This window comes from Bacillus rugosus, from assembly GCF_023238245.1.
In the GTDB taxonomy this organism is placed as follows: domain Bacteria; phylum Bacillota; class Bacilli; order Bacillales; family Bacillaceae; genus Bacillus; species Bacillus rugosus.
Genome location: NZ_CP096590.1, coordinates 3503288 through 3522592, shown reverse-complemented (window position 1 = coordinate 3522592; position 19305 = coordinate 3503288). Strand labels below are relative to the sequence as shown.

17 protein-coding genes are annotated in these 19305 nt (G+C 42.8%); 14 read left to right on the top strand and 3 right to left on the bottom strand.

From position 1 onward, the window contains the following. Positions 1-14 precede the first annotated feature (14 nt). The 14 genes from M0696_RS17890 (at position 15) to minJ (ending at position 14277) form a co-directional block, all read left to right on the top strand. A complete protein-coding gene (locus M0696_RS17890; protein WP_166847737.1) occupies positions 15-1511 on the top strand; it encodes a flagellar hook-associated protein 2 in 1497 nt (498 codons plus the stop codon). A 21-nt stretch (positions 1512-1532) separates the two neighbouring features. Beyond that, complete coding sequence (gene fliS / locus M0696_RS17885; RefSeq protein WP_003219733.1) at positions 1533-1934, top strand: flagellar export chaperone FliS; 402 nt, start codon at positions 1533-1535, stop codon at positions 1932-1934. Next, positions 1931-2272 carry a flagellar protein FliT gene (fliT, locus tag M0696_RS17880; protein ID WP_166847740.1) on the top strand — a complete coding sequence of 114 codons (342 nt, stop codon included), beginning with the start codon at positions 1931-1933 and terminating at the stop codon, positions 2270-2272. Before fliS ends, fliT begins: the two co-directional genes overlap by 4 nt. 9 nt (positions 2273-2281) lie before the next feature. After that, entirely contained in the window at positions 2282-2659 is a 378-nt protein-coding gene (locus tag M0696_RS17875) for a DUF8042 domain-containing protein (RefSeq protein ID WP_166847742.1), read from the top strand. A 187-nt stretch (positions 2660-2846) separates the two neighbouring features. Beyond that, positions 2847-3416, top strand: a complete 570-nt coding sequence (gene hpf, locus M0696_RS17870) for a ribosome hibernation promotion factor (protein WP_248602230.1) — start codon at positions 2847-2849, stop codon at positions 3414-3416. Positions 3417-3583: 167 nt separating this feature from the next. Further along, entirely contained in the window at positions 3584-6109 is a 2526-nt protein-coding gene (gene secA, locus M0696_RS17865; RefSeq protein WP_166847759.1) for a preprotein translocase subunit SecA, read from the top strand. A 68-nt stretch (positions 6110-6177) separates the two neighbouring features. Further along, positions 6178-7279, top strand: a protein-coding gene (prfB, locus tag M0696_RS17860; protein ID WP_248602229.1) for a peptide chain release factor 2 whose coding sequence is annotated in 2 segments (ribosomal slippage) — positions 6178-6249 and positions 6251-7279 — 1101 coding nt in all. Because the reading frame shifts where the segments join, the coding sequence is not laid out codon by codon here. Between the two features lie 166 nt (positions 7280-7445). Beyond that, positions 7446-8291, top strand: coding sequence for a YitT family protein (locus tag M0696_RS17855; RefSeq protein WP_166847763.1), 846 nt, complete (start codon positions 7446-7448; stop codon positions 8289-8291). A gap of 48 nt (positions 8292-8339) precedes the next feature. Beyond that, positions 8340-8678 carry a cytochrome c551 gene (gene cccB / locus M0696_RS17850; protein WP_166847766.1) on the top strand — a complete coding sequence of 113 codons (339 nt, stop codon included), beginning with the start codon at positions 8340-8342 and terminating at the stop codon, positions 8676-8678. A gap of 232 nt (positions 8679-8910) precedes the next feature. Beyond that, complete coding sequence (gene ftsE, locus M0696_RS17845; RefSeq protein WP_003219741.1) at positions 8911-9597, top strand: cell division ATP-binding protein FtsE; 687 nt, start codon at positions 8911-8913, stop codon at positions 9595-9597. Further along, on the top strand, positions 9590-10480 hold the full coding sequence (ftsX, locus tag M0696_RS17840) for a permease-like cell division protein FtsX (RefSeq protein WP_003219742.1): 891 nt from the start codon (positions 9590-9592) through the stop codon (positions 10478-10480). Before ftsE ends, ftsX begins: the two co-directional genes overlap by 8 nt. Before the next feature lie 342 nt (positions 10481-10822). Further along, positions 10823-12265 (top strand): carboxy-terminal processing protease CtpB, encoded by a 1443-nt coding sequence (gene ctpB / locus M0696_RS17835; protein ID WP_166847769.1) that lies wholly within the window; start codon positions 10823-10825, stop codon positions 12263-12265. A 383-nt stretch (positions 12266-12648) separates the two neighbouring features. Beyond that, positions 12649-13002, top strand: a complete 354-nt coding sequence (swrA, locus tag M0696_RS17830; protein ID WP_015251121.1) for a swarming motility protein SwrAA — start codon at positions 12649-12651, stop codon at positions 13000-13002. Between the two features lie 78 nt (positions 13003-13080). Continuing rightward, positions 13081-14277, top strand: a complete 1197-nt coding sequence (gene minJ, locus M0696_RS17825; protein ID WP_222142120.1) for a cell division topological determinant MinJ — start codon at positions 13081-13083, stop codon at positions 14275-14277. Between the two features lie 48 nt (positions 14278-14325). On the opposite strand, the gene M0696_RS17820 is transcribed toward minJ, so the two are convergent. From M0696_RS17820 to M0696_RS17810, 3 genes are all read right to left on the bottom strand, one after another. After that, a complete protein-coding gene (locus M0696_RS17820) occupies positions 14326-15660 on the bottom strand; it encodes an MFS transporter (protein ID WP_248602228.1) in 1335 nt (444 codons plus the stop codon). A gap of 34 nt (positions 15661-15694) precedes the next feature. Next, complete coding sequence (locus M0696_RS17815; protein WP_166847778.1) at positions 15695-16258, bottom strand: TetR/AcrR family transcriptional regulator; 564 nt, start codon at positions 16256-16258, stop codon at positions 15695-15697. Between the two features lie 77 nt (positions 16259-16335). After that, positions 16336-18831, bottom strand: coding sequence for a PEP/pyruvate-binding domain-containing protein (locus M0696_RS17810; RefSeq protein ID WP_248602227.1), 2496 nt, complete (start codon positions 18829-18831; stop codon positions 16336-16338). Positions 18832-19305: the final 474 nt, after the last annotated feature.

Below are 19305 nucleotides of genomic sequence, written 5' to 3'. Positions count from 1 at the left end.
AGGAGTGGTTTGGAATGGTCACGAGAATAACAGGTCTGGCGTCAGGAATGGATATAGATGATATCGTATCAAAGCTGATGCAGACAGAAAGAGCGCCACTGGATAAGCTGACACAAAAAAAACAGACTCTTGAATGGCAGCGTGACAGCTACCGTGAAGTAAACTCAAAAATAAAAGAACTGCAAGATTATATGTCTAAAAATACGTTGACATATCCGAGTACGTATCAGAGCAAAACTGTTACCAGCTCCAATGAGTCTGTGTTAACTGCTACAGGAAGCGCAAGTGCGCCAAACTCTTCTTCTACTGTTGAAGTAGCGAGCTTGGCAACCGCAGCGACTTATAAGGCAAATAATTATACGGGATACACACAAGGCGATTATAATTTGGCATTTAACGTTGTTGCGCCTGGCGAGACAACAGCAAAAACAGTAAACATCAGTGTGACGAGCGCAGATACGATTGATAATGTGATTTCTAAACTTAACAGCTCAGATCTAGGCGTATCAGCATTTAAAGATAAAATTTGGAATGGTACAGAGTATGTAGAAACGATTGCGTTTTCTTCTAAAGCAACAGGTGCAGGAGGCAGCATACAGGCAGCAGACTCTGCTACAGCCGACTTTATGTCCGGACAGCTTGGTTTTTCTTTAGACGCTGATAATAAGCTAACTGCTTACAAAGAAGGAACAAATGCAAAAGTCACAATTAATGGCTTTGAAATGGAGAAGCTGACAAACAACTTTACGGTTAATGGCGTTACCTACTCGATCAAAAACACAACTGCAGCCACAGGCCCTGTTACCACATCTGTTTCTACTGATGTTGACGGGATTTATAATCAAATTAAAGAGTTTGTAGATAAATACAATGAATTGGTTGACAGCCTGAATGAAAAGCTTAAGGAAGAAAAATACAGAGATTATACGCCGCTGACGAGTGAACAAAAAGAAGCAATGTCCGATAAAGAGGTAGAACTCTGGGAAGAGAAAGCGAAAAGCGGTTTGCTAAGAAATGATACCAGCATAAGCACTGGTACGAACCAAATGCGTACGGATTTTTATACTCAAGTAAATGCGAATGGAAAAAGCTATCAATTAACTGAATTTGGCATCACAACCTCAAGTGCGTACCAATTACGAGGACATTTGGAGATTAATGAAGACAAATTGAAAGCCAAAATACAAGAAGATCCGCAAAGTGTTGCCGCCTTATTTACAAGCGGAACGAACAGCAGTGACTATAGTGATAAAGGAATTATGAAACGCATCGGTGATACACTGAAAAGCACAGTGAAAAGCATTGAAGCAAAAGCCGGCAACTCGACAATGGGCGCCGATAACTACTCAATCGGTAAAAATTTAAACACGATCAGCACGGATATTATCAAAATGCAGGACCGATTGAACACGATAGAAAACCGTTATTATAAAAAATTCAGTGCAATGGATTCTGCGATTCAAAAAATGAACGAACAAGCGTCCTATTTATCACAGCTTCTTGTACAATAAATGTAATTTGGAGGATGACACATGGCGATCCAAAATCCTTATACAGCCTATCAGCAAAATTCAGTGAATACTGCTACACCAGGTGAACTGACACTTATGCTGTATAATGGCTGTTTGAAATTTATAAGACTCGCATCTCAGGCCATTGAGAATGATGATATGGAACGTAAAAATGAAAATCTGATTAAAGCGCAAAATATCATTCAGGAATTAAATTTTACGCTGAACCGCAACATAGAGCTTTCCGCTTCCATGGGTGCGATGTACGATTATATGTATCGAAGATTGGTACAGGCAAACATCAAAAATGATACGAGCATGCTGGCTGAGGTCGAAGGATATGTAACAGATTTTCGTGATGCATGGAAACAAGCCATTCAAAGTGAACGGAAGGACCGACACGGATCAGGCGGGATCGCATGAATAACATAGATCAACTATATACTGAGACGCAGAGTATGCTGTCGCATATACAAGATACACCGGAAAGCGATGAACTTTTAAAGCAAATTGAAGACTTTGTGGCTAAACGGTCTGAACTTATTCAGGAGATATCTCTGCCGCTTTCAGAAGAAGAAAAAAAGCAGATGAAGCTTGTCCTGACATGGGATCAGCTTATTGTGAAGGAAATGAAAAGATTAAAGCAGTCAATCGCAGCAGAACTTCAGCAGGTAAAAAGAAAACGTGCGATGCATACGACGTATTTAAATCCTTATAACAACATCACGATTGACGGCAGATATTATGACAAGCGTAAATAGGTGAGTGCCTTGAAGAGCATTGAAGATTATACGCTTTTATCAGCTTATTATCATCTTCTTTTTACGATTGAGGAAGGGCTATGTTATTTGATAGAAGCTGAACAGAATTTATCAAAAACAGAAGGGGATCGGATCTACCAAGATCTGATCCAAGCCTTTTTTTATTTGGATTCAACACATTCAACACTTCTTTTTATTTTGGATACGCGGTGTGCTGAAATTTGCATTAAAGCATTTGACCAAATTTTTGCAGAGTTTGATCAATTGGTTTCTTTCTCTTTTCCCTCACATGAGTTCTGCGAGTATTTAAAAGAGCATTTTCTGATTCATTATAGAAAATGGATGCTGTCTATTCATCGATGTATGGAACCCTTTGTTATCAATTAGGCGAGTGTGAGGTATTTGTTTTTTTCAATCAGCATATACATATACCTCCGAACCGCATACAGCAGGAATACAAACACAATTCGACAAAGTTCACTGAATTTTCACAAAAAAATTACGTTTCAGCAGGAATTGTGAAGGGTAAAGAAGAAATAGATACATATCCTTAATAAAAGGGAGGCGTTCTTTGATGAACTATAACATCAGAGGAGAAAATATTGAAGTGACACCCGCGTTAAAGGATCATGTCGAGAAGAAGATCGGCAAGCTGGAGCGTTATTTTGACCATAGCGTGAATGCCGATGTGAACGTCAACTTGAAGTTTTACAATGACAAGGAGTCTAAAGTTGAGGTTACGATTCCGATGACAGATCTGGAGCTTCGATCCGAGGTGCATAACGAGGATATGTACAACGCAATTGATCTCGCAACAAACAAACTGGAACGTCAAATCCGTAAGCACAAAACGAAAGTAAACCGTAAATTCCGTGAGCAGGGCTCTCCAAAATATTTATTGGCAAACGGCCTTGGCTCTGATACAGATATTGCGGTTCAGGATGAAATAGAAGATGAGGAGAGCTTGGACATTGTCCGTCAGAAACGCTTTAATCTAAAGCCAATGGACAGTGAAGAAGCGATCTTGCAAATGAATATGCTCGGCCATAATTTCTTTGTTTTCACAAATGCGGAAACAAACCTAACAAATGTCGTGTACCGCAGAAATGATGGGAAATATGGCTTGATTGAACCGACTGAATAATGAAGAGAAACCTTCCGCGATAACCGCGGAAGGTTTTTGTTTTTCTTATTTGCAAATTCTTTGGAAATAACAGAAGGTATGATATGATAATGAGAGGTATACATGGACTAGTAAATTATTTATACATGTCTGCAAATCAGGCATGTGATGATAGAGGAGCGTTATAAATGCTTGGAATTTTAAATAAAATGTTTGATCCAACAAAACGTACGCTGAATAGATACGAAAAAATAGCTAACGATATTGATGCTGTTCGCGGAGACTATGAAAATCTCTCTGACGACGCGCTGAAACATAAAACGATTGAATTTAAAGAGCGCCTTGAAAAAGGGGCGACAACTGATGATCTTCTTGTTGAAGCATTCGCTGTTGTTCGGGAAGCTTCGCGCCGAGTAACCGGCATGTTTCCGTTCAAAGTCCAGCTCATGGGGGGCGTAGCGCTTCATGACGGAAATATCGCGGAAATGAAAACAGGGGAAGGGAAAACGTTAACGTCTACTCTGCCTGTTTATTTAAATGCGTTAACAGGTAAAGGCGTACACATCGTGACTGTCAACGAATACTTGGCAAGCCGTGACGCTGAGCAGATGGGGAAAATTTTCGAGTTTCTCGGTATGACTGTCGGTTTGAATTTAAACTCAATGTCAAAAGATGAAAAACGGGAAGCTTATGCAGCTGACATTACTTACTCCACAAACAACGAACTTGGTTTCGACTATTTGCGTGACAATATGGTTCTTTATAAAGAGCAGATGGTTCAGCGCCCGCTTCATTTTGCGGTAATAGATGAAGTTGACTCTATTTTAATTGATGAAGCGAGAACACCGCTTATTATTTCTGGACAAGCTGCAAAATCCACTAAGCTGTACGTACAGGCAAATGCTTTTGTCCGCACGTTAAAAGCGGAGAAGGATTATACGTATGATATCAAAACAAAAGGTGTACAGTTGACTGAGGAAGGAATGACGAAGGCGGAAAAAGCGTTCGGCATTGATAACCTGTTTGATGTGAAACATGTCGCGCTCAACCACCATATCAATCAGTCCTTAAAAGCACACGCTGCGATGCAGAAGGACGTTGACTATGTAGTGGAAGACGGCCAGGTAGTCATTGTTGATTCCTTCACGGGACGTCTGATGAAAGGACGCCGCTACAGCGAGGGACTTCACCAGGCGATTGAAGCAAAGGAAGGGCTTGAAATTCAAAATGAAAGCATGACCTTGGCGACCATTACGTTCCAAAACTACTTCCGGATGTACGAAAAACTTGCCGGTATGACTGGTACGGCTAAGACAGAGGAAGAAGAATTCCGCAACATCTATAACATGCAGGTTGTCACGATTCCTACTAACAAGCCTGTTGTCCGTGACGACCGTCCGGATTTAATTTACCGTACGATGGAAGGTAAGTTTAAGGCGGTTGCGGAGGATGTCGCACAGCGTTACATGACCGGACAGCCTGTTCTTGTCGGTACAGTTGCGGTTGAAACATCTGAATTGATTTCTAAGCTGCTTAAAAACAAAGGGATCCCGCATCAAGTGTTAAACGCCAAAAACCATGAGCGTGAAGCGCAGATCATTGAAGAGGCTGGCCAAAAAGGCGCAGTTACAATTGCGACAAACATGGCGGGGCGCGGAACGGACATTAAGCTTGGCGAAGGTGTAAAAGAGCTTGGCGGCCTCGCAGTTGTCGGAACGGAACGCCATGAATCACGCAGGATTGACAATCAGCTCCGTGGACGTTCTGGACGTCAGGGAGACCCGGGGATCACCCAATTTTATCTTTCTATGGAAGATGAATTGATGCGCAGATTTGGAGCTGAGCGGACAATGGCGATGCTTGACCGCTTCGGCATGGATGACTCTACTCCAATCCAAAGCAAAATGGTATCCCGCGCGGTTGAATCGTCTCAAAAACGCGTCGAAGGCAACAACTTCGATTCACGTAAACAGCTTCTGCAATACGATGACGTCCTCCGCCAGCAGCGTGAGGTCATTTATAAGCAGCGCTTTGAAGTCATTGACTCTGAAAACTTGCGCGAAATCGTTGAAAATATGATCAAGTCTTCTCTCGAACGGGCAATTGCAGCCTATACGCCAAGAGAAGAGCTTCCTGAAGAGTGGAAGCTTGACGGTCTTGTTGAGCTTGTCAACACGACTTATCTTGATGAAGGTGCGCTTGAGAAGAGCGATATCTTCGGCAAAGAGCCGGATGAAATGCATGAACTCATTATGGATCGCATCATGACGAAGTATAATGAAAAAGAAGAGAAATTCGGCGAAGAGCAAATGCGTGAATTCGAAAAAGTCATCGTCCTTCGAGCCGTTGATTCAAAATGGATGGATCACATCGATGCAATGGATCAGCTTCGCCAAGGGATTCACCTTCGAGCTTACGCGCAGACGAATCCGCTTCGTGAGTATCAAATGGAAGGCTTTGCGATGTTTGAGAATATGATTGAATCGATCGAGGACGAGGTTGCAAAATTTGTGATGAAAGCTGAGATTGAAAACAATCTGGAGCGTGAAGAGGTTGTACAGGGCCAGACAACGGCTCATCAGCAGCAAGAAGGCGACGATAACAAAAAAGCAAAGAAAGCACCGGTTCGCAAAGTGGTTGATATTGGACGAAATGCCCCATGCCACTGCGGAAGCGGAAAAAAATATAAAAATTGCTGCGGACGGACTGAATAGTTCGCTCAGGCAAGGTTGCTGACCGCGGCGCTTTGAGCGCCCGCGGATCTTTTAATGAGGTGAATGGAATGGAATTATCAGAAATCAGAGTAGAGCTCGAAAATATGGCTTCTCGTTTAGCGGACTTTAGGGGGTCTCTTTGACCTCGAATCAAAGGAGGCCCGCATCGCTGAGCTAGATGAACAAATGTCTGATCCGGAATTCTGGAATGATCAGCAAAAAGCTCAAACGGTTATAAATGAAGCAAACGGCATAAAGGATTATGTCAATTCGTATAAAAAATTGAATGAATCCCACGAAGAATTGCAAATGACTCATGATCTTTTGAAGGAAGAGCCGGACTCTGACCTCCAGCTTGAGCTTGAAAAAGAACTAAAATCATTAACAAAAGAGTTCAATGAGTTTGAGCTTCAGCTTCTTCTCAGTGAGCCATATGATAAAAATAATGCGATTTTAGAACTGCACCCTGGTGCTGGCGGTACAGAGTCACAGGACTGGGGCTCTATGCTTCTTAGAATGTATACCAGATGGGGAGAACGCCGCGGCTTTAAGGTGGAAACGCTCGATTACCTTCCGGGTGATGAGGCGGGAATCAAGTCAGTCACATTGCTGATCAAAGGACACAACGCTTACGGTTATCTCAAAGCAGAAAAAGGTGTCCATCGTCTCGTGCGGATTTCACCGTTTGATTCATCAGGCCGCCGCCACACGTCTTTCGTTTCATGTGAAGTCATGCCTGAATTTAACGATGAGATCGATATAGATATCCGTACGGAGGATATTAAAGTTGATACGTACCGTGCAAGCGGAGCGGGCGGACAGCACGTCAATACGACAGATTCAGCCGTTCGGATTACTCACTTGCCGACGAATGTGGTTGTGACGTGCCAAACGGAACGCTCACAAATTAAAAACCGTGAAAGAGCCATGAAAATGCTGAAGGCCAAGCTGTATCAGCGCAGAATTGAAGAACAGCAGGCAGAGCTGGATGAAATTCGCGGTGAACAAAAAGAGATCGGCTGGGGCAGCCAAATCCGTTCTTACGTATTCCATCCGTATTCCATGGTAAAAGACCATCGAACTAATACAGAAATGGGGAACGTTCAAGCGGTAATGGATGGAGACATTGATACATTTATTGATGCCTACCTTCGTTCTAAGCTATCATAAGCAGAAAAACACACCTGATATATGCAGGTGTGTTTTTTAATTCCTTCATATCCTTGATTTCACTGCTGCTTTAGCATATTACCACTGTATTTGGGTGTTATTTACATCTGATCAGGGAAGGATTAAAATGCTATCGGAGAGCATTGGAAGAAACGGAGGATATATAATGGACGTACGGAATAAAACATATCGAATTATAAAGGATTATGTATACATACTGATAGGAGCAGCGATTACAGGTGTGTCCTTTAATGTATTTTTGCTTCCAAACAAGATTGCTGCCGGCGGTGTCAGCGGAATCAGTACGATTTTGCAGTCATATGGTTTTGAAGCAGCGTATGTACAGTGGATTTTTAATATTCCTTTATTTATTGCCGGTGTCATTTTGCTCGGCGGAAAATTTGGACTTAAGACGCTTGCAGGTTCTGTTTTTTTACCGCTTGTGGTGTTTTTGACAAGAGATATTCAGCCTGCCACCCATCATGAGCTCTTAGCGGCGATTTTTGGCGGCGTCGGAATCGGTGTCGGAATCGGCATTGTATACTTAGGGAAAGGCTCGACGGGAGGAACGGCCTTGGCTGCACAGATCATTCATAAGTACTCCGGTCTGTCATTAGGGACGTGTCTCGCCCTCATTGACGGATTAATTGTCGTTACAGCTATGATCGTATTTAATATTGAGCAAGGTTTATATGCCATGCTTGGTGTCTATGTGTCCAGCAAAACGATTGATGTCGTTCAAGTCGGCTTCAACCGTTCAAAAATGGCGCTCATCATTACAAAGCATGAGCAGGCTGTCAAGGAAGCCGTTTTACAGAAGATTGACAGAGGCGTGACGAAAATTTCCGCGGTCGGCGGATATACTGACGATGACCGTCCGATTTTAATGTGTGTGGTTGGGCAAACTGAATTCACCAAATTGAAACAAATCGTTAAACAGATTGATGAGTCAGCTTTTGTGATTGTGGCAGATGCGAGTGAGGTGCTGGGCGAGGGTTTCAAACGCGCTTAAACGAGGTTATAATATGGAAGAGATCGTAAAGGAGTTGTGCTACTCAACATGAAATCAAAGTTATTGATACTAATGCTTGTATTTGCGCTTTCTGTTCTATTGGCTGCTTGCGGTTCAAACGATGCAAAAGAAGAGAAGACAGACACCGGCAGCAAGACTGAAGCCTCTGCATCTGAGGGGGAAGAATTATATCAGCAAAGCTGCGTAGGCTGCCACGGCAAGGATTTAGAAGGTATGTCAGGGCCTAATCTCCAAGAGGTCGGAGGCAAATACGACGAAGATAAAATTGAAAGTATCATTAAAAACGGCCGCGGCAATATGCCGAAGGGACTTGTAGATGATAAGGAAGCCGCTGTTATTGCCAAATGGCTGTCAGAAAAAAAGTAAGGTGAAAAAATCTTTGCCGCAGCAGGCAAGGATTTTTTTATGCCATAACAATATGAATGAAAAGAAACTGTAATAGTATTATGTCTAAATTTGACGTATAATGAAGTGTGTTGAAAAATGAAACTTTCAGATTTTTCATCTTTTTACAAATGAGTGGGTCATAAATTGTCGAATGTATTCGAAGACTATGACCGTGTGATAGATAAAATGATATAAAAGATTAGGTGATTTCATGATAGAGATGAAAGAAGTATATAAAGCCTATCCGAACGGCGTAAAAGCGCTCAATGGGATTTCTGTTACCATTCATCCCGGCGAGTTTGTTTATGTTGTTGGTCCGAGCGGAGCGGGTAAATCTACTTTTATTAAAATGATATACAGAGAAGAAAAACCGACAAAAGGACAAATTTTAATTAATCATAAAGATCTCGCTACAATTAAAGAAAAAGAGATTCCATTCGTGCGCCGTAAAATAGGTGTTGTCTTCCAGGATTTTAAGCTTCTGCCGAAACTTACTGTTTTTGAAAATGTGGCGTTTGCCCTTGAAGTAATTGGAGAACAGCCGTCTGTCATTAAAAAACGTGTGCTTGAAGTGCTTGATCTCGTGCAGCTGAAGCATAAAGCAAGACAATTTCCTGACACGCTTTCAGGCGGGGAACAACAGCGTGTATCTATTGCCAGATCAATTGTGAACAACCCTGATGTTGTCATTGCTGATGAACCTACAGGAAACCTTGATCCAGATACGTCCTGGGAAGTCATGAAGACACTGGAGGAAATCAATAACCGCGGGACAACAGTCGTGATGGCGACACATAACAAAGAAATCGTAAACACCATTAAGAAACGTGTCATTGCAATCGAAGATGGTATCATTGTGCGTGATGAGTCAAGAGGGGAGTATGGTTCATATGATTAAAATTCTCGGGCGCCACTTGCGTGAGAGTTTTAAATCTCTCGGGAGAAACACATGGATGACGTTTGCATCCATTAGTGCTGTAACCGTTACGCTGATTTTAGTCGGCGTGTTTTTAGTGATTATGCTGAATTTGAATAACATGGCTTCGAATGCTGAAAAGCAAGTCGAAATCAAAGTGTTGATTGATCTGACTGCAGACCAGAAGGCACAGGATAAGCTGCAGAACGATATTAAGGATCTGAAGGGCATTCAAAGTGTCACTTTTTCATCTAAAGAAAAAGAGCTTGACCAGCTGGTTGACAGTTTTGGGGACAGCGGAAAATCCCTGACGATGAAGGATCAGGAAAACCCGCTTAATGACGCGTTTGTCGTAAAAACGACAGATCCGCATGATACGCCGAACGTGGCGAAAAAGATTGAAAAAATGGATCATGTCTATAAAGTTACTTACGGAAAAGAAGAGGTCAGCCGTTTGTTTAAAGTGGTCGGCGTTTCCCGCAACATCGGAATCGCGTTAATTATCGGCCTGGTATTTACGGCGATGTTCTTAATTTCCAACACCATTAAAATTACAATTTTCGCAAGAAGAAAAGAAATTGAAATCATGAAGCTTGTCGGCGCGACGAACTGGTTTATCCGCTGGCCGTTTTTCCTTGAAGGATTGCTGCTTGGCGTATTCGGTTCAGTGATTCCGATTGCACTGGTGCTGAGCACTTACCAATATGTCATTGGATGGGTCGTTCCGAAGGTTCAAGGATCATTTGTCTCTCTTCTTCCTTATAATCCATTTGTATTCCAAATTTCGTTAGTGCTTGTTGCAATCGGCGCAGTGATTGGAGTATGGGGAAGTCTGACTTCCATCCGCAAGTTTTTGCGAGTATAAAGAGAAAAAACAGTCCCGCTCTAGGGGCAGTTCCAGAATGTTGACAGAATCCTAAAACGGTTTATCGTTTTGGGATTTTGTCATTTTTCAGTGTGATTGATAACCCTTGAAGTCTAGGAACAAGCGAGCATCGCAGCACAGTGAATGGTGAAATTCGTGAGCACCAAAGCACACACTTGACAACAAATGCGAGGGTTTGTCGACACACTGAAGCCGTCCTGCTTTCGGGACGGCTTTTCTTTTGCCTTCTTTTTCTTCTATGATTACATGAAATCTCCATCCTTTACATATACTATCTCTAGGTTTTGATAAAGACAGTCTGGCATACAGGAGGAGTAAAGGATGAATCAAAAAATAATGGCTGTAATAGCAGCGGGGAGCATGCTGTTCGGAGGCGCCGGTGTATATGCGGGAATGAACCTGCTTGAGATGGATAAGCCCCAGACTGCAGCAGTTCCCGCGACGGCACAAGCTGACTCTGAACGGGATAAGGCTATGGACAAAATCGAAAAAGCGTATGAGTTAATTTCGAATGAGTACGTAGAAAAAGTTGATAGAGAAAAGCTGCTCGAGGGAGCCATCCAGGGAATGCTGTCTACGCTAAATGATCCTTATTCTGTCTATATGGACAAGCAGACGGCTAAGCAATTTTCTGATTCTCTTGATTCCTCATTTGAAGGCATCGGGGCTGAGGTTGGAATGGAAGACGGCAAAATTATTATTGTTTCCCCATTTAAGAAATCACCAGCGGAAAAAGCCGGACTCAAGCCTAATGATGAAATTATCAGCATCAACGGAGAATCGATGGCCGGCAAGGATTTAAACCACGCTGTGTTAAAAATAAGAGGAAAGAAAGGGTCCAGCGTTTCAATGAAGATTCAGCGGCCTGGGACAAAGAAGCAGCTGTCATTCCGGATCAAGAGAGCAGAGATTCCGCTCGAAACGGTTTTTGCTTCAGAGAAAAAAGTACAGGGGCGTAATGTCGGATATATCGCAATCTCTACTTTTTCTGAGCATACCGCGGAGGATTTTGCAAAAGCGCTGGGGGACCTTGAGAAAAAAGGAATAGATGGCCTCGTCATTGATGTACGCGGCAACCCGGGCGGATATCTTCAAAGTGTGGAAGAAATTCTTAAGCACTTCGTTACAAAGGATCAGCCGTATATTCAAATTGCTGAACGTAATGGAGATAAAAAACGTTATTTTTCAACATTGGCCCATAAAAAAGCGTACCCTGTCAATGTGATCACGGATAAAGGAAGTGCCTCCGCATCAGAAATTCTTGCCGGGGCATTAAAAGAAGCAGGGCATTATGATGTTGTAGGTGATACGTCTTTTGGTAAGGGAACGGTTCAACAGGCTGTTCCGATGGGAGACGGCAGCAACATCAAATTGACGCTTTACAAGTGGCTGACGCCAAATGGGAATTGGATTCATAAGAAAGGAATTGAGCCGACCATTGCGATTAAGCAGCCTGATTATTTTTCCGCCGGACCCTTGCAGCTGAAAGAGCCGCTTAAAGTGGATATGAACAATGAAGATGTCAAGCATGCACAGGTATTATTAAAAGGCCTAAGCTTTGATCCGGGCCGTGACGATGGCTATTTCAGCAAAGACATGAAAAAAGCGGTTATGGCCTTTCAGGATCAAAACAAGCTGGATAAAACAGGTGTAATCGACACTCGCACTGCAGAAGCATTAAATCAGCTGGTGGAAAAGAAAAAATCCGATGAAAAAAATGACTTGCAGCTCCAAACAGCGCTTAAATCATTATTTGTCAATTAAAGGAGATGGTGTTCCATCTCCTATTTCTTTATACTTAACGAGAAAATGAACCATAAGTCACATAAAAATTGAGTTTTTGACAAGAAATTAAAAAAATTTTCACAAATAAACATTTATAAAGGACTGTGATTACCCGATATCAATATATGAGAGAGACTTTCTAACGAGATAATATGCATTTAAAATGAAACTTTTGCAAGTTGCCTAGTCTTTGTTTACTTCATACAATATAAGAAGGTTCTAAAAAGAACAGTAATCAGGTTTATGGCAGCTGAACGACAGGTATTTATAGAGTAACGTTAGCGAGAATGCTTGTTAGCACTCCAGTACTGCTGCTTATACTGGCCCGTGCTTATCTGTATAAAGAAAATGGGGGTTCACAATTGAAGAGGGCAAGTATTGTGCGTGAAAAAAAATATTATGAATTAGTTGAACAATTAAAAGACCGAACACAAGACGTAACATTTTCGGCTACAAAAGCACTAAGTCTTCTTATGCTGTTCAGCAGGTATTTGGTCAATTACACCAATGTCGAATCAGTAAATGACATCAATGAAGAATGTGCCAAACATTATTTTAATTACTTAATGAAAAACCATAAGCGATTAGGAATCAATCTGACAGATATAAAGAGGTCGATGCATCTGATCAGCGGGTTATTGGATGTGGATGTAAACCATTATTTAAAGGATTTTTCACTATCGAATGTCACGCTGTGGATGACGCAAGAGAGATAAACCCTCCTGAGGATATCCAAGCCATTTAATATTTGATAGAATATGAGTAACATGTTTGGCTTGAGGCGGTGAAAGATAGTGTCTGTTCAATGGGGAATTGAACTGTTAAAAAGTGCGGGCCTGTTCTTCTTACACCCGCTTTTCTGGTTTTTTATCATCATAAGCCTGGCTTTCGGCTATGTAAGAATCAAACGGGAACGGAAAACCTTTCATACAAGAATAGCAGATATTTATGATGATCTGAAATTTACTTATACAAAGGGACTGATCCCTGGTCTCCTTTTGTCAGTTGTTTTAGGCGTACTGGGAATCTCGATTCCTCTCGGTTTACTTGCGATTATGGCCGTTATCACTGCAGCGGCAGCGCTCACTCTTCGCGCAAACTGGATGTCTGCTGCATATATCGTCAGCGTGAGTATGCTGATAGGTTTTGGACTGCAAATGTATCAGGCGGAGCCTTTTCTGGAGAGATTTCCGCAAGGGTTTGCAGTCGTTTGGCCGGCTATGGCTGTGTTTTTAGGCTTGCTGATTATCATTGAAGGAGCGGTTGCTTATCGCTCTGCACATGTGAGAACATCACCGGCACTTGTCGTAAGCAGCCGCGGTTTGCCGATCGGACAGCAGCTGGCAAACCGGGTATGGCTTTTGCCGCTGTTCCTTCTCGTACCCGGTAACGGATTAGAATCGTACCTCAGCTGGTGGCCTGTCTTTACTGTTCCCGGCGGGTCATTCCATTTTCTGTGGATTCCTTACTTTGTCGGATTCGGGCAAAGGGTGCAGGGGTCGCTCCCTGAAACGAGCATAAGGATCACAGCGAAACGCGTTTTTATTCTCGGCCTTGCCGTCACAGTTCTCGGTGCAGCGAGCTTACTGTGGACACCGCTTGCGGGTGCAGCCGTCTGTGTGGCTGTTTTAGGACGTATTTTTCTGTCCATTAAGCAAAGGGTGAATGATAACGCGGCTCCGTTTTATTTCTCAAAACGTGATCAGGGCTTAATGGTGCTTGGGATTATACCAAACACACCGGCTGAGGATCTGGAATTGAAAATCGGGGAAATTATTACGAAAGTCAATGGTATACCCGTGAAGAATGTTTCTGATTTTTATGAAGCGCTTCAGCATAACCGTGCATATGTGAAGCTTGAAATTATCGGTTTGAATGGAGAAATTCGTTTTGATCAGCGGGCTTCTTATGAGGGAGAACATCATGAATTAGGTATCCTTTTCGTAAAGGATGACCATGAAGACAAAGCACCCGCTCTGTCCGGATCATAAAAAAACAGCCCGGCACCGCAAGAAGATGTGGTGCCGGGCTGTTTTGTGTTATGCTGAGTTTTTTTCCATCCGTGCCGTTTCATCAGATTTGATGCCTAATGAAACAAAAACGCCAATGATGGATACAGCAAAGAGAATCATAAATAGGGTGTGATATCCCGAAATCAGGCCGATTAAGGCTGAGGAGATGATGCTTCCGAAATAACGGAAGGTCGAGAAAATCCCGGACGCCACTCCTGACATGCCGGGGTCTACTGTGGCAAGGGATGACACCTGCATGCTGGTCAGACCGACTCCGGACGCAAGCCCGCCCAGGATAAGAGAGACCATAAGGAACGAGACGGAATGTGAGCTGCTTAATAGCAAAAATAATAGATTTGCTCCAGCCATCATGGCAAATGAAAGAAAAATGATTTTTTTTGCTCCCCATTTGTGATGGAGTTGGGCACCGACCCAGTTACTGGCTGACATGAAGATTGAAAATACAGAGAGCGCCATGCCGCTGTTAGACGTATTAAGCCCAAATTGGTTTGTCATGAATAACGGCATGATTAATAAGACGGCATACATCATCAGATTGCTTAATAAGACTGATAGATTGGCATTTGTAAAGGTTGAGCTTTTAAACAGTGTAAAATCAATGATCGGGTGCTGTGTACGCTTTTCTCTTCTGAAAAAAAGCGGGACAAAAAGAAGTATCAATACACTGTATACTGGATAGCCCCATGAAGCCTCATTTTTCGTCAGCAGGATAATCGAAACGATGCTGCCTGCAAGCAAGACAGAGCCGATAATATCCAGAGGCGCGTCAGATTTATTTTCTTTATATTGAGGGAACATGGTTAATGCCGTAAATAAAGCAATGGCGAGAAATGGGATGTTGACCCAAAAAATCGAATGCCAGCTGAAGCTGTCAATCAGTATAGAGCCGATAAAAGGCCCGAGTGCTGCCCCAAGTCCTGCCCCAAGTCCGAAAAATCCAAACACTTTTGGAAGGCGTTTTTCAGAAACAACGTGACGGATAATGGCAATGCTGTTTGGCGTAAGCAGTGCGCCGCCGACAGCCTGCAATGCCCGAAAGACAATCAACAGCAACAGGTTCGGTGAGAGTGCGCAGCCTAAGGACGCGACTAAAAAAAGGCCGACGCCCCATAAGTACATTGTTTTATTGCCGTACATGTCACCGAGTTTTCCAGCAATCGGCTGTGTGACTGCCATCACGATTAAATAAACGGTAACCACCCAAGTGATGCTGGCAATGGACTCGTTATACGTATGGGATATAGATGAGAGCGCGACCGCGATCATCGTTGAGTTAATGGGAACCAGGATGGCCCCTAATAATAGCGAGACGATCAGCGCCCATTCTTTTCTTGAACTCATTGGGATCCTCCTTTTTGTTATGCCAAGGAGTTCATCAAGAAATTCCTTTGACAAATAGAGCTGTGCTATGCTCCAGCATTTTTTCCTGGGGCATTGAAATCACCCGGTCTCCTAAATGGAGACGGTGAATAAAATAACCGAAAATAATCGACATGAACACGTCGGCATGCTCCGCTTCATCTCCTGTCTGAATAACCCCTTTTTCACCCATTTTTTTGAGATAATCAACCAATAGCTGTTTCATAGACTGGGGATATTCTGTTACGTGGTTGATGACATCCTGAAAGAGAGCCGGTTCACGAAAGCTGATTTTAATGAGATCTTTTCTTTGTTCGAGCTCCTCCAAGAGACAGGTTCCAATATGGAGCAGGTCTTTGTACAAATCGCCTTCAGTTTGTTCCAAAATGCTGCTTCTGTTTGGAGAATGCTGAGAAAGCAAAGCCTCGACTAGTCCCTGTTTGTTTTTAAAATTCCTGAAAATCGTCGCTTCACTTACATTTGCTTTTTCTGCGATTTCTTTTGTCGTCGTTGCGCGATATCCTTTTTTCACGAGCAGCTGCATGGCAGCGTCAAGGATTCTCTTGTTTGTCGGTCTCAATACGTTTCACCTCACGAATATACTGGCAGGACAAGTATACACCTGCCTCGCTTGTATAAGAAAGAGGGGGGCACGCATCAGGCTCGGCTGACGACTGTGATTTTGCCGCTGCTTCCGTCGACAGTGATGATGTCTCCGTCTTGTAGTCTTTCTGTTGCTGTACGTGTCCCGAGAACGGCGGGAATGCCGTATTCGCGAGCAATGATCGCAGCGTGAGACAAAATGCCGCCTGTATCTGTAATAATCGCTTTGGCATCTTGAAACAGGCTGGTCCACAGCGGTGTGGTCATTTTGCAAACGAGCACTTCCCCAGATTCGAATTGAGAAAATTCACTGGCGTCCCGAATGATTTTCACCGGACCTGTTGCAATGCCGCTTGATGCCGCAATGCCAAAAATATGATTCTCCGTGTTTTTTTCATCCTCTATCACAGCGCCGACAATGTCTTCAGCAGCTTTTAGCTGTTCTTTTGTCGGAGTGCCGAGATAGGCAGGAGCTTGTGCAAGTTCATACTCATGAAAGGTCTGTCTGCGTTTTTCAGCCTTTTCTTGCAAGGATACAGGGTGAAGAAGCGCATTTTCCACTTCATCATCATATAAGAACCAAAGGTCTTCCCGATCTTGAATGACACCGTTTTCCGCCAGCAATTCCCCTACCTTCAGCAAAAAGACTCTCGCCTTGGCATCCAGCATGGCGTCAATATAAAAGTGGTGATCATCCTTTATATTTGCAGAGTTCAGCGTCCACTGATAATAACGGTCAAATTCTTTACGCAAATCGGGGTCTTCTATGTTTTCTAAGAATTCATTGTATAATTTCTCTCGTTTTTCTTTTGTTTTCTGAAATTCATTGTCAAAATGATAGCCATTGCGGACATAATTTTGAATATTGGCCAGGGCAAAATACGGATTCTCTGCCCAAATCTGTTCAATCAGATCATGGCTTTTTACAGATCTCCACCCGTATTCCTGTAAAAATCCATGGATGTTCTTCAGGAATTGTTTTCCATCATCTATTTGTTCCAATTTTTCCTGCAGCTGTTCCGTCTTGGTGTTCTCAAAAATGGACAGCAAATTCGGGTTTTCCTGAACTTTAACGGAAAATAGCCACAGGTGGCGGTCTGTTTCCAGTGATTTGTTCATTTTTCCTGTCAGCATCTCGTAAAAATGAGCGTTTTCGGATTCTCCTTGAATATGTTGATACATTGCTTGCAGTTTGTTTGTTAGAAGAACTTGTGGAAAAACGATATTGAAGTGCTCCTCATAAGCCGTGAGATAAAAGGCCTTCAGTTTTTGAAAAGCATCTAGTGCGCTTTCTGCGGTATGCTCAGTTTGTGCGAGCTGGTCAAGCGTTCGGTAAAATGGGAGGTATGTGTCATTGATGATGTCATACATACGCTCCGATAATATCGGAAAAAGCTCTTTGCCTAAGTCTTCAGTCGGAGGCTGTTGTCCGCCTTGGCTTTTGGAATAAACATGTCCGCGATAAAGCTTTACTTCTTCAACAACTACACCAATCGGGAACTTTTGCATGCTCTTCTTCAAGCCGTATTCCAGTGCCGGTACAATGAACGAAGAAAATAACGGACTCACCGGACCTTCAATATTTGACTCCATGTTGAGCCAGAAATCATTCATATCAACGTCTGTCATCATGAAGCTGCGTTCTTCTTCTGCCGCTTTTTTGTCCTGTTCAATGGTTGTAATCGGGCGGGCCTGCAGAAGGTATACTTGATGATCAGCGATTCCGAATTCTATATCGACTGGATATCCGTACAGGTCTTCGGTTTTTTTCGTGATTTCAGTCAGTTCGATCACTTGTTCATCTGCAAGGCAAAAACGGCTGCGCATATCTTCACTCGTTTCTTTTTCTGTGATTCCTTCTGCTGCAGACTCCATGTAGATTTCCTTTGCACCTATTTCTTTCTGAATCTCAAACGAAGACTTATTGACTATAAATGTGTCTGGGGTGACACTTCCTGAAACGACAGCTTCCCCCAAACCATAGCTGGCGCTGATTAATAGCTCTCTATCATCATGGGTAACAGGATTGCGGCTGAAAATAACACCTGACACTTCTGAATCGATCAGCCCCTGAACGACAACTCCCATTAACGGCTCTGTGATTTGGTTATTCATTTTTTTCTTATAGCTGCTGACTCGGCCTGAGAAAAATGAAGCCCAGCATTCTTTCACTTTAGCTAGAAATTCTTCCTCTGTTTTAATATTTAAGTAGGTTTCATATTGACCCGCGAATGAAGCGCCTTCTAAATCTTCCGAGGCAGATGAAGAACGCACGGCAACGGATCGGTATGATTCTCTCAGCTTGTAAAAGGAACTTGTCAGCTCATGTTTCAGTTCCTCAGAAAATGCTCCGGCGATGATCCTGCTTTCGATGTTTTCGCTAGTCTCATGAAGCTGGTTATCCTCCATAAAACGGGTGAGCGCATTCGTTTGAATAATAAACCCGTCGGGAACAGGGAGACCGTGTTTGGTCAGTTTAATCAAGTTCATGCCTTTTGCTCCAGCAAGCTGGCTGGATTCTTCTGCATGGCGAAATATTATAGAGTACATATTTGAAACCCCTCTTTCCTTCATTTTGTTTTTCTCTCTAGTCTTTTATGACGGAGCCTGTGTTCGGAAAAATGATAGTGAACACTATCACTCAATTGTAGGTTTTCAGGAAAATGCTGTCAAACGCAGAAAGCCCTAAATAAAATGAATAGTTAAGTTAGTTAGATTATCATGAAAATGCGGCTTAACTGGTGCAGTATACCTATTTTTCTTTTATTCTCGGAATTTGGAAGCGGACTTGAATATGCAGATGAGGTTCATAAATTCATAAAAAAGTGCCGCTGATTGGGACAGTGGCAAAATGAAATAAGTGAAATAGAGTTGCTTGTTGTGCTGTTATCGGCACCAAAGTGCAAATAGGTGATTGATTTTAGGTGAAAAAGGGTATGGTGTAGATAGAGGGAACGATTGCACGATTGTCCGATTCTTCATTTTTTACTATAATCAGATCAGATGAAGAATCCCTGAGGAGGG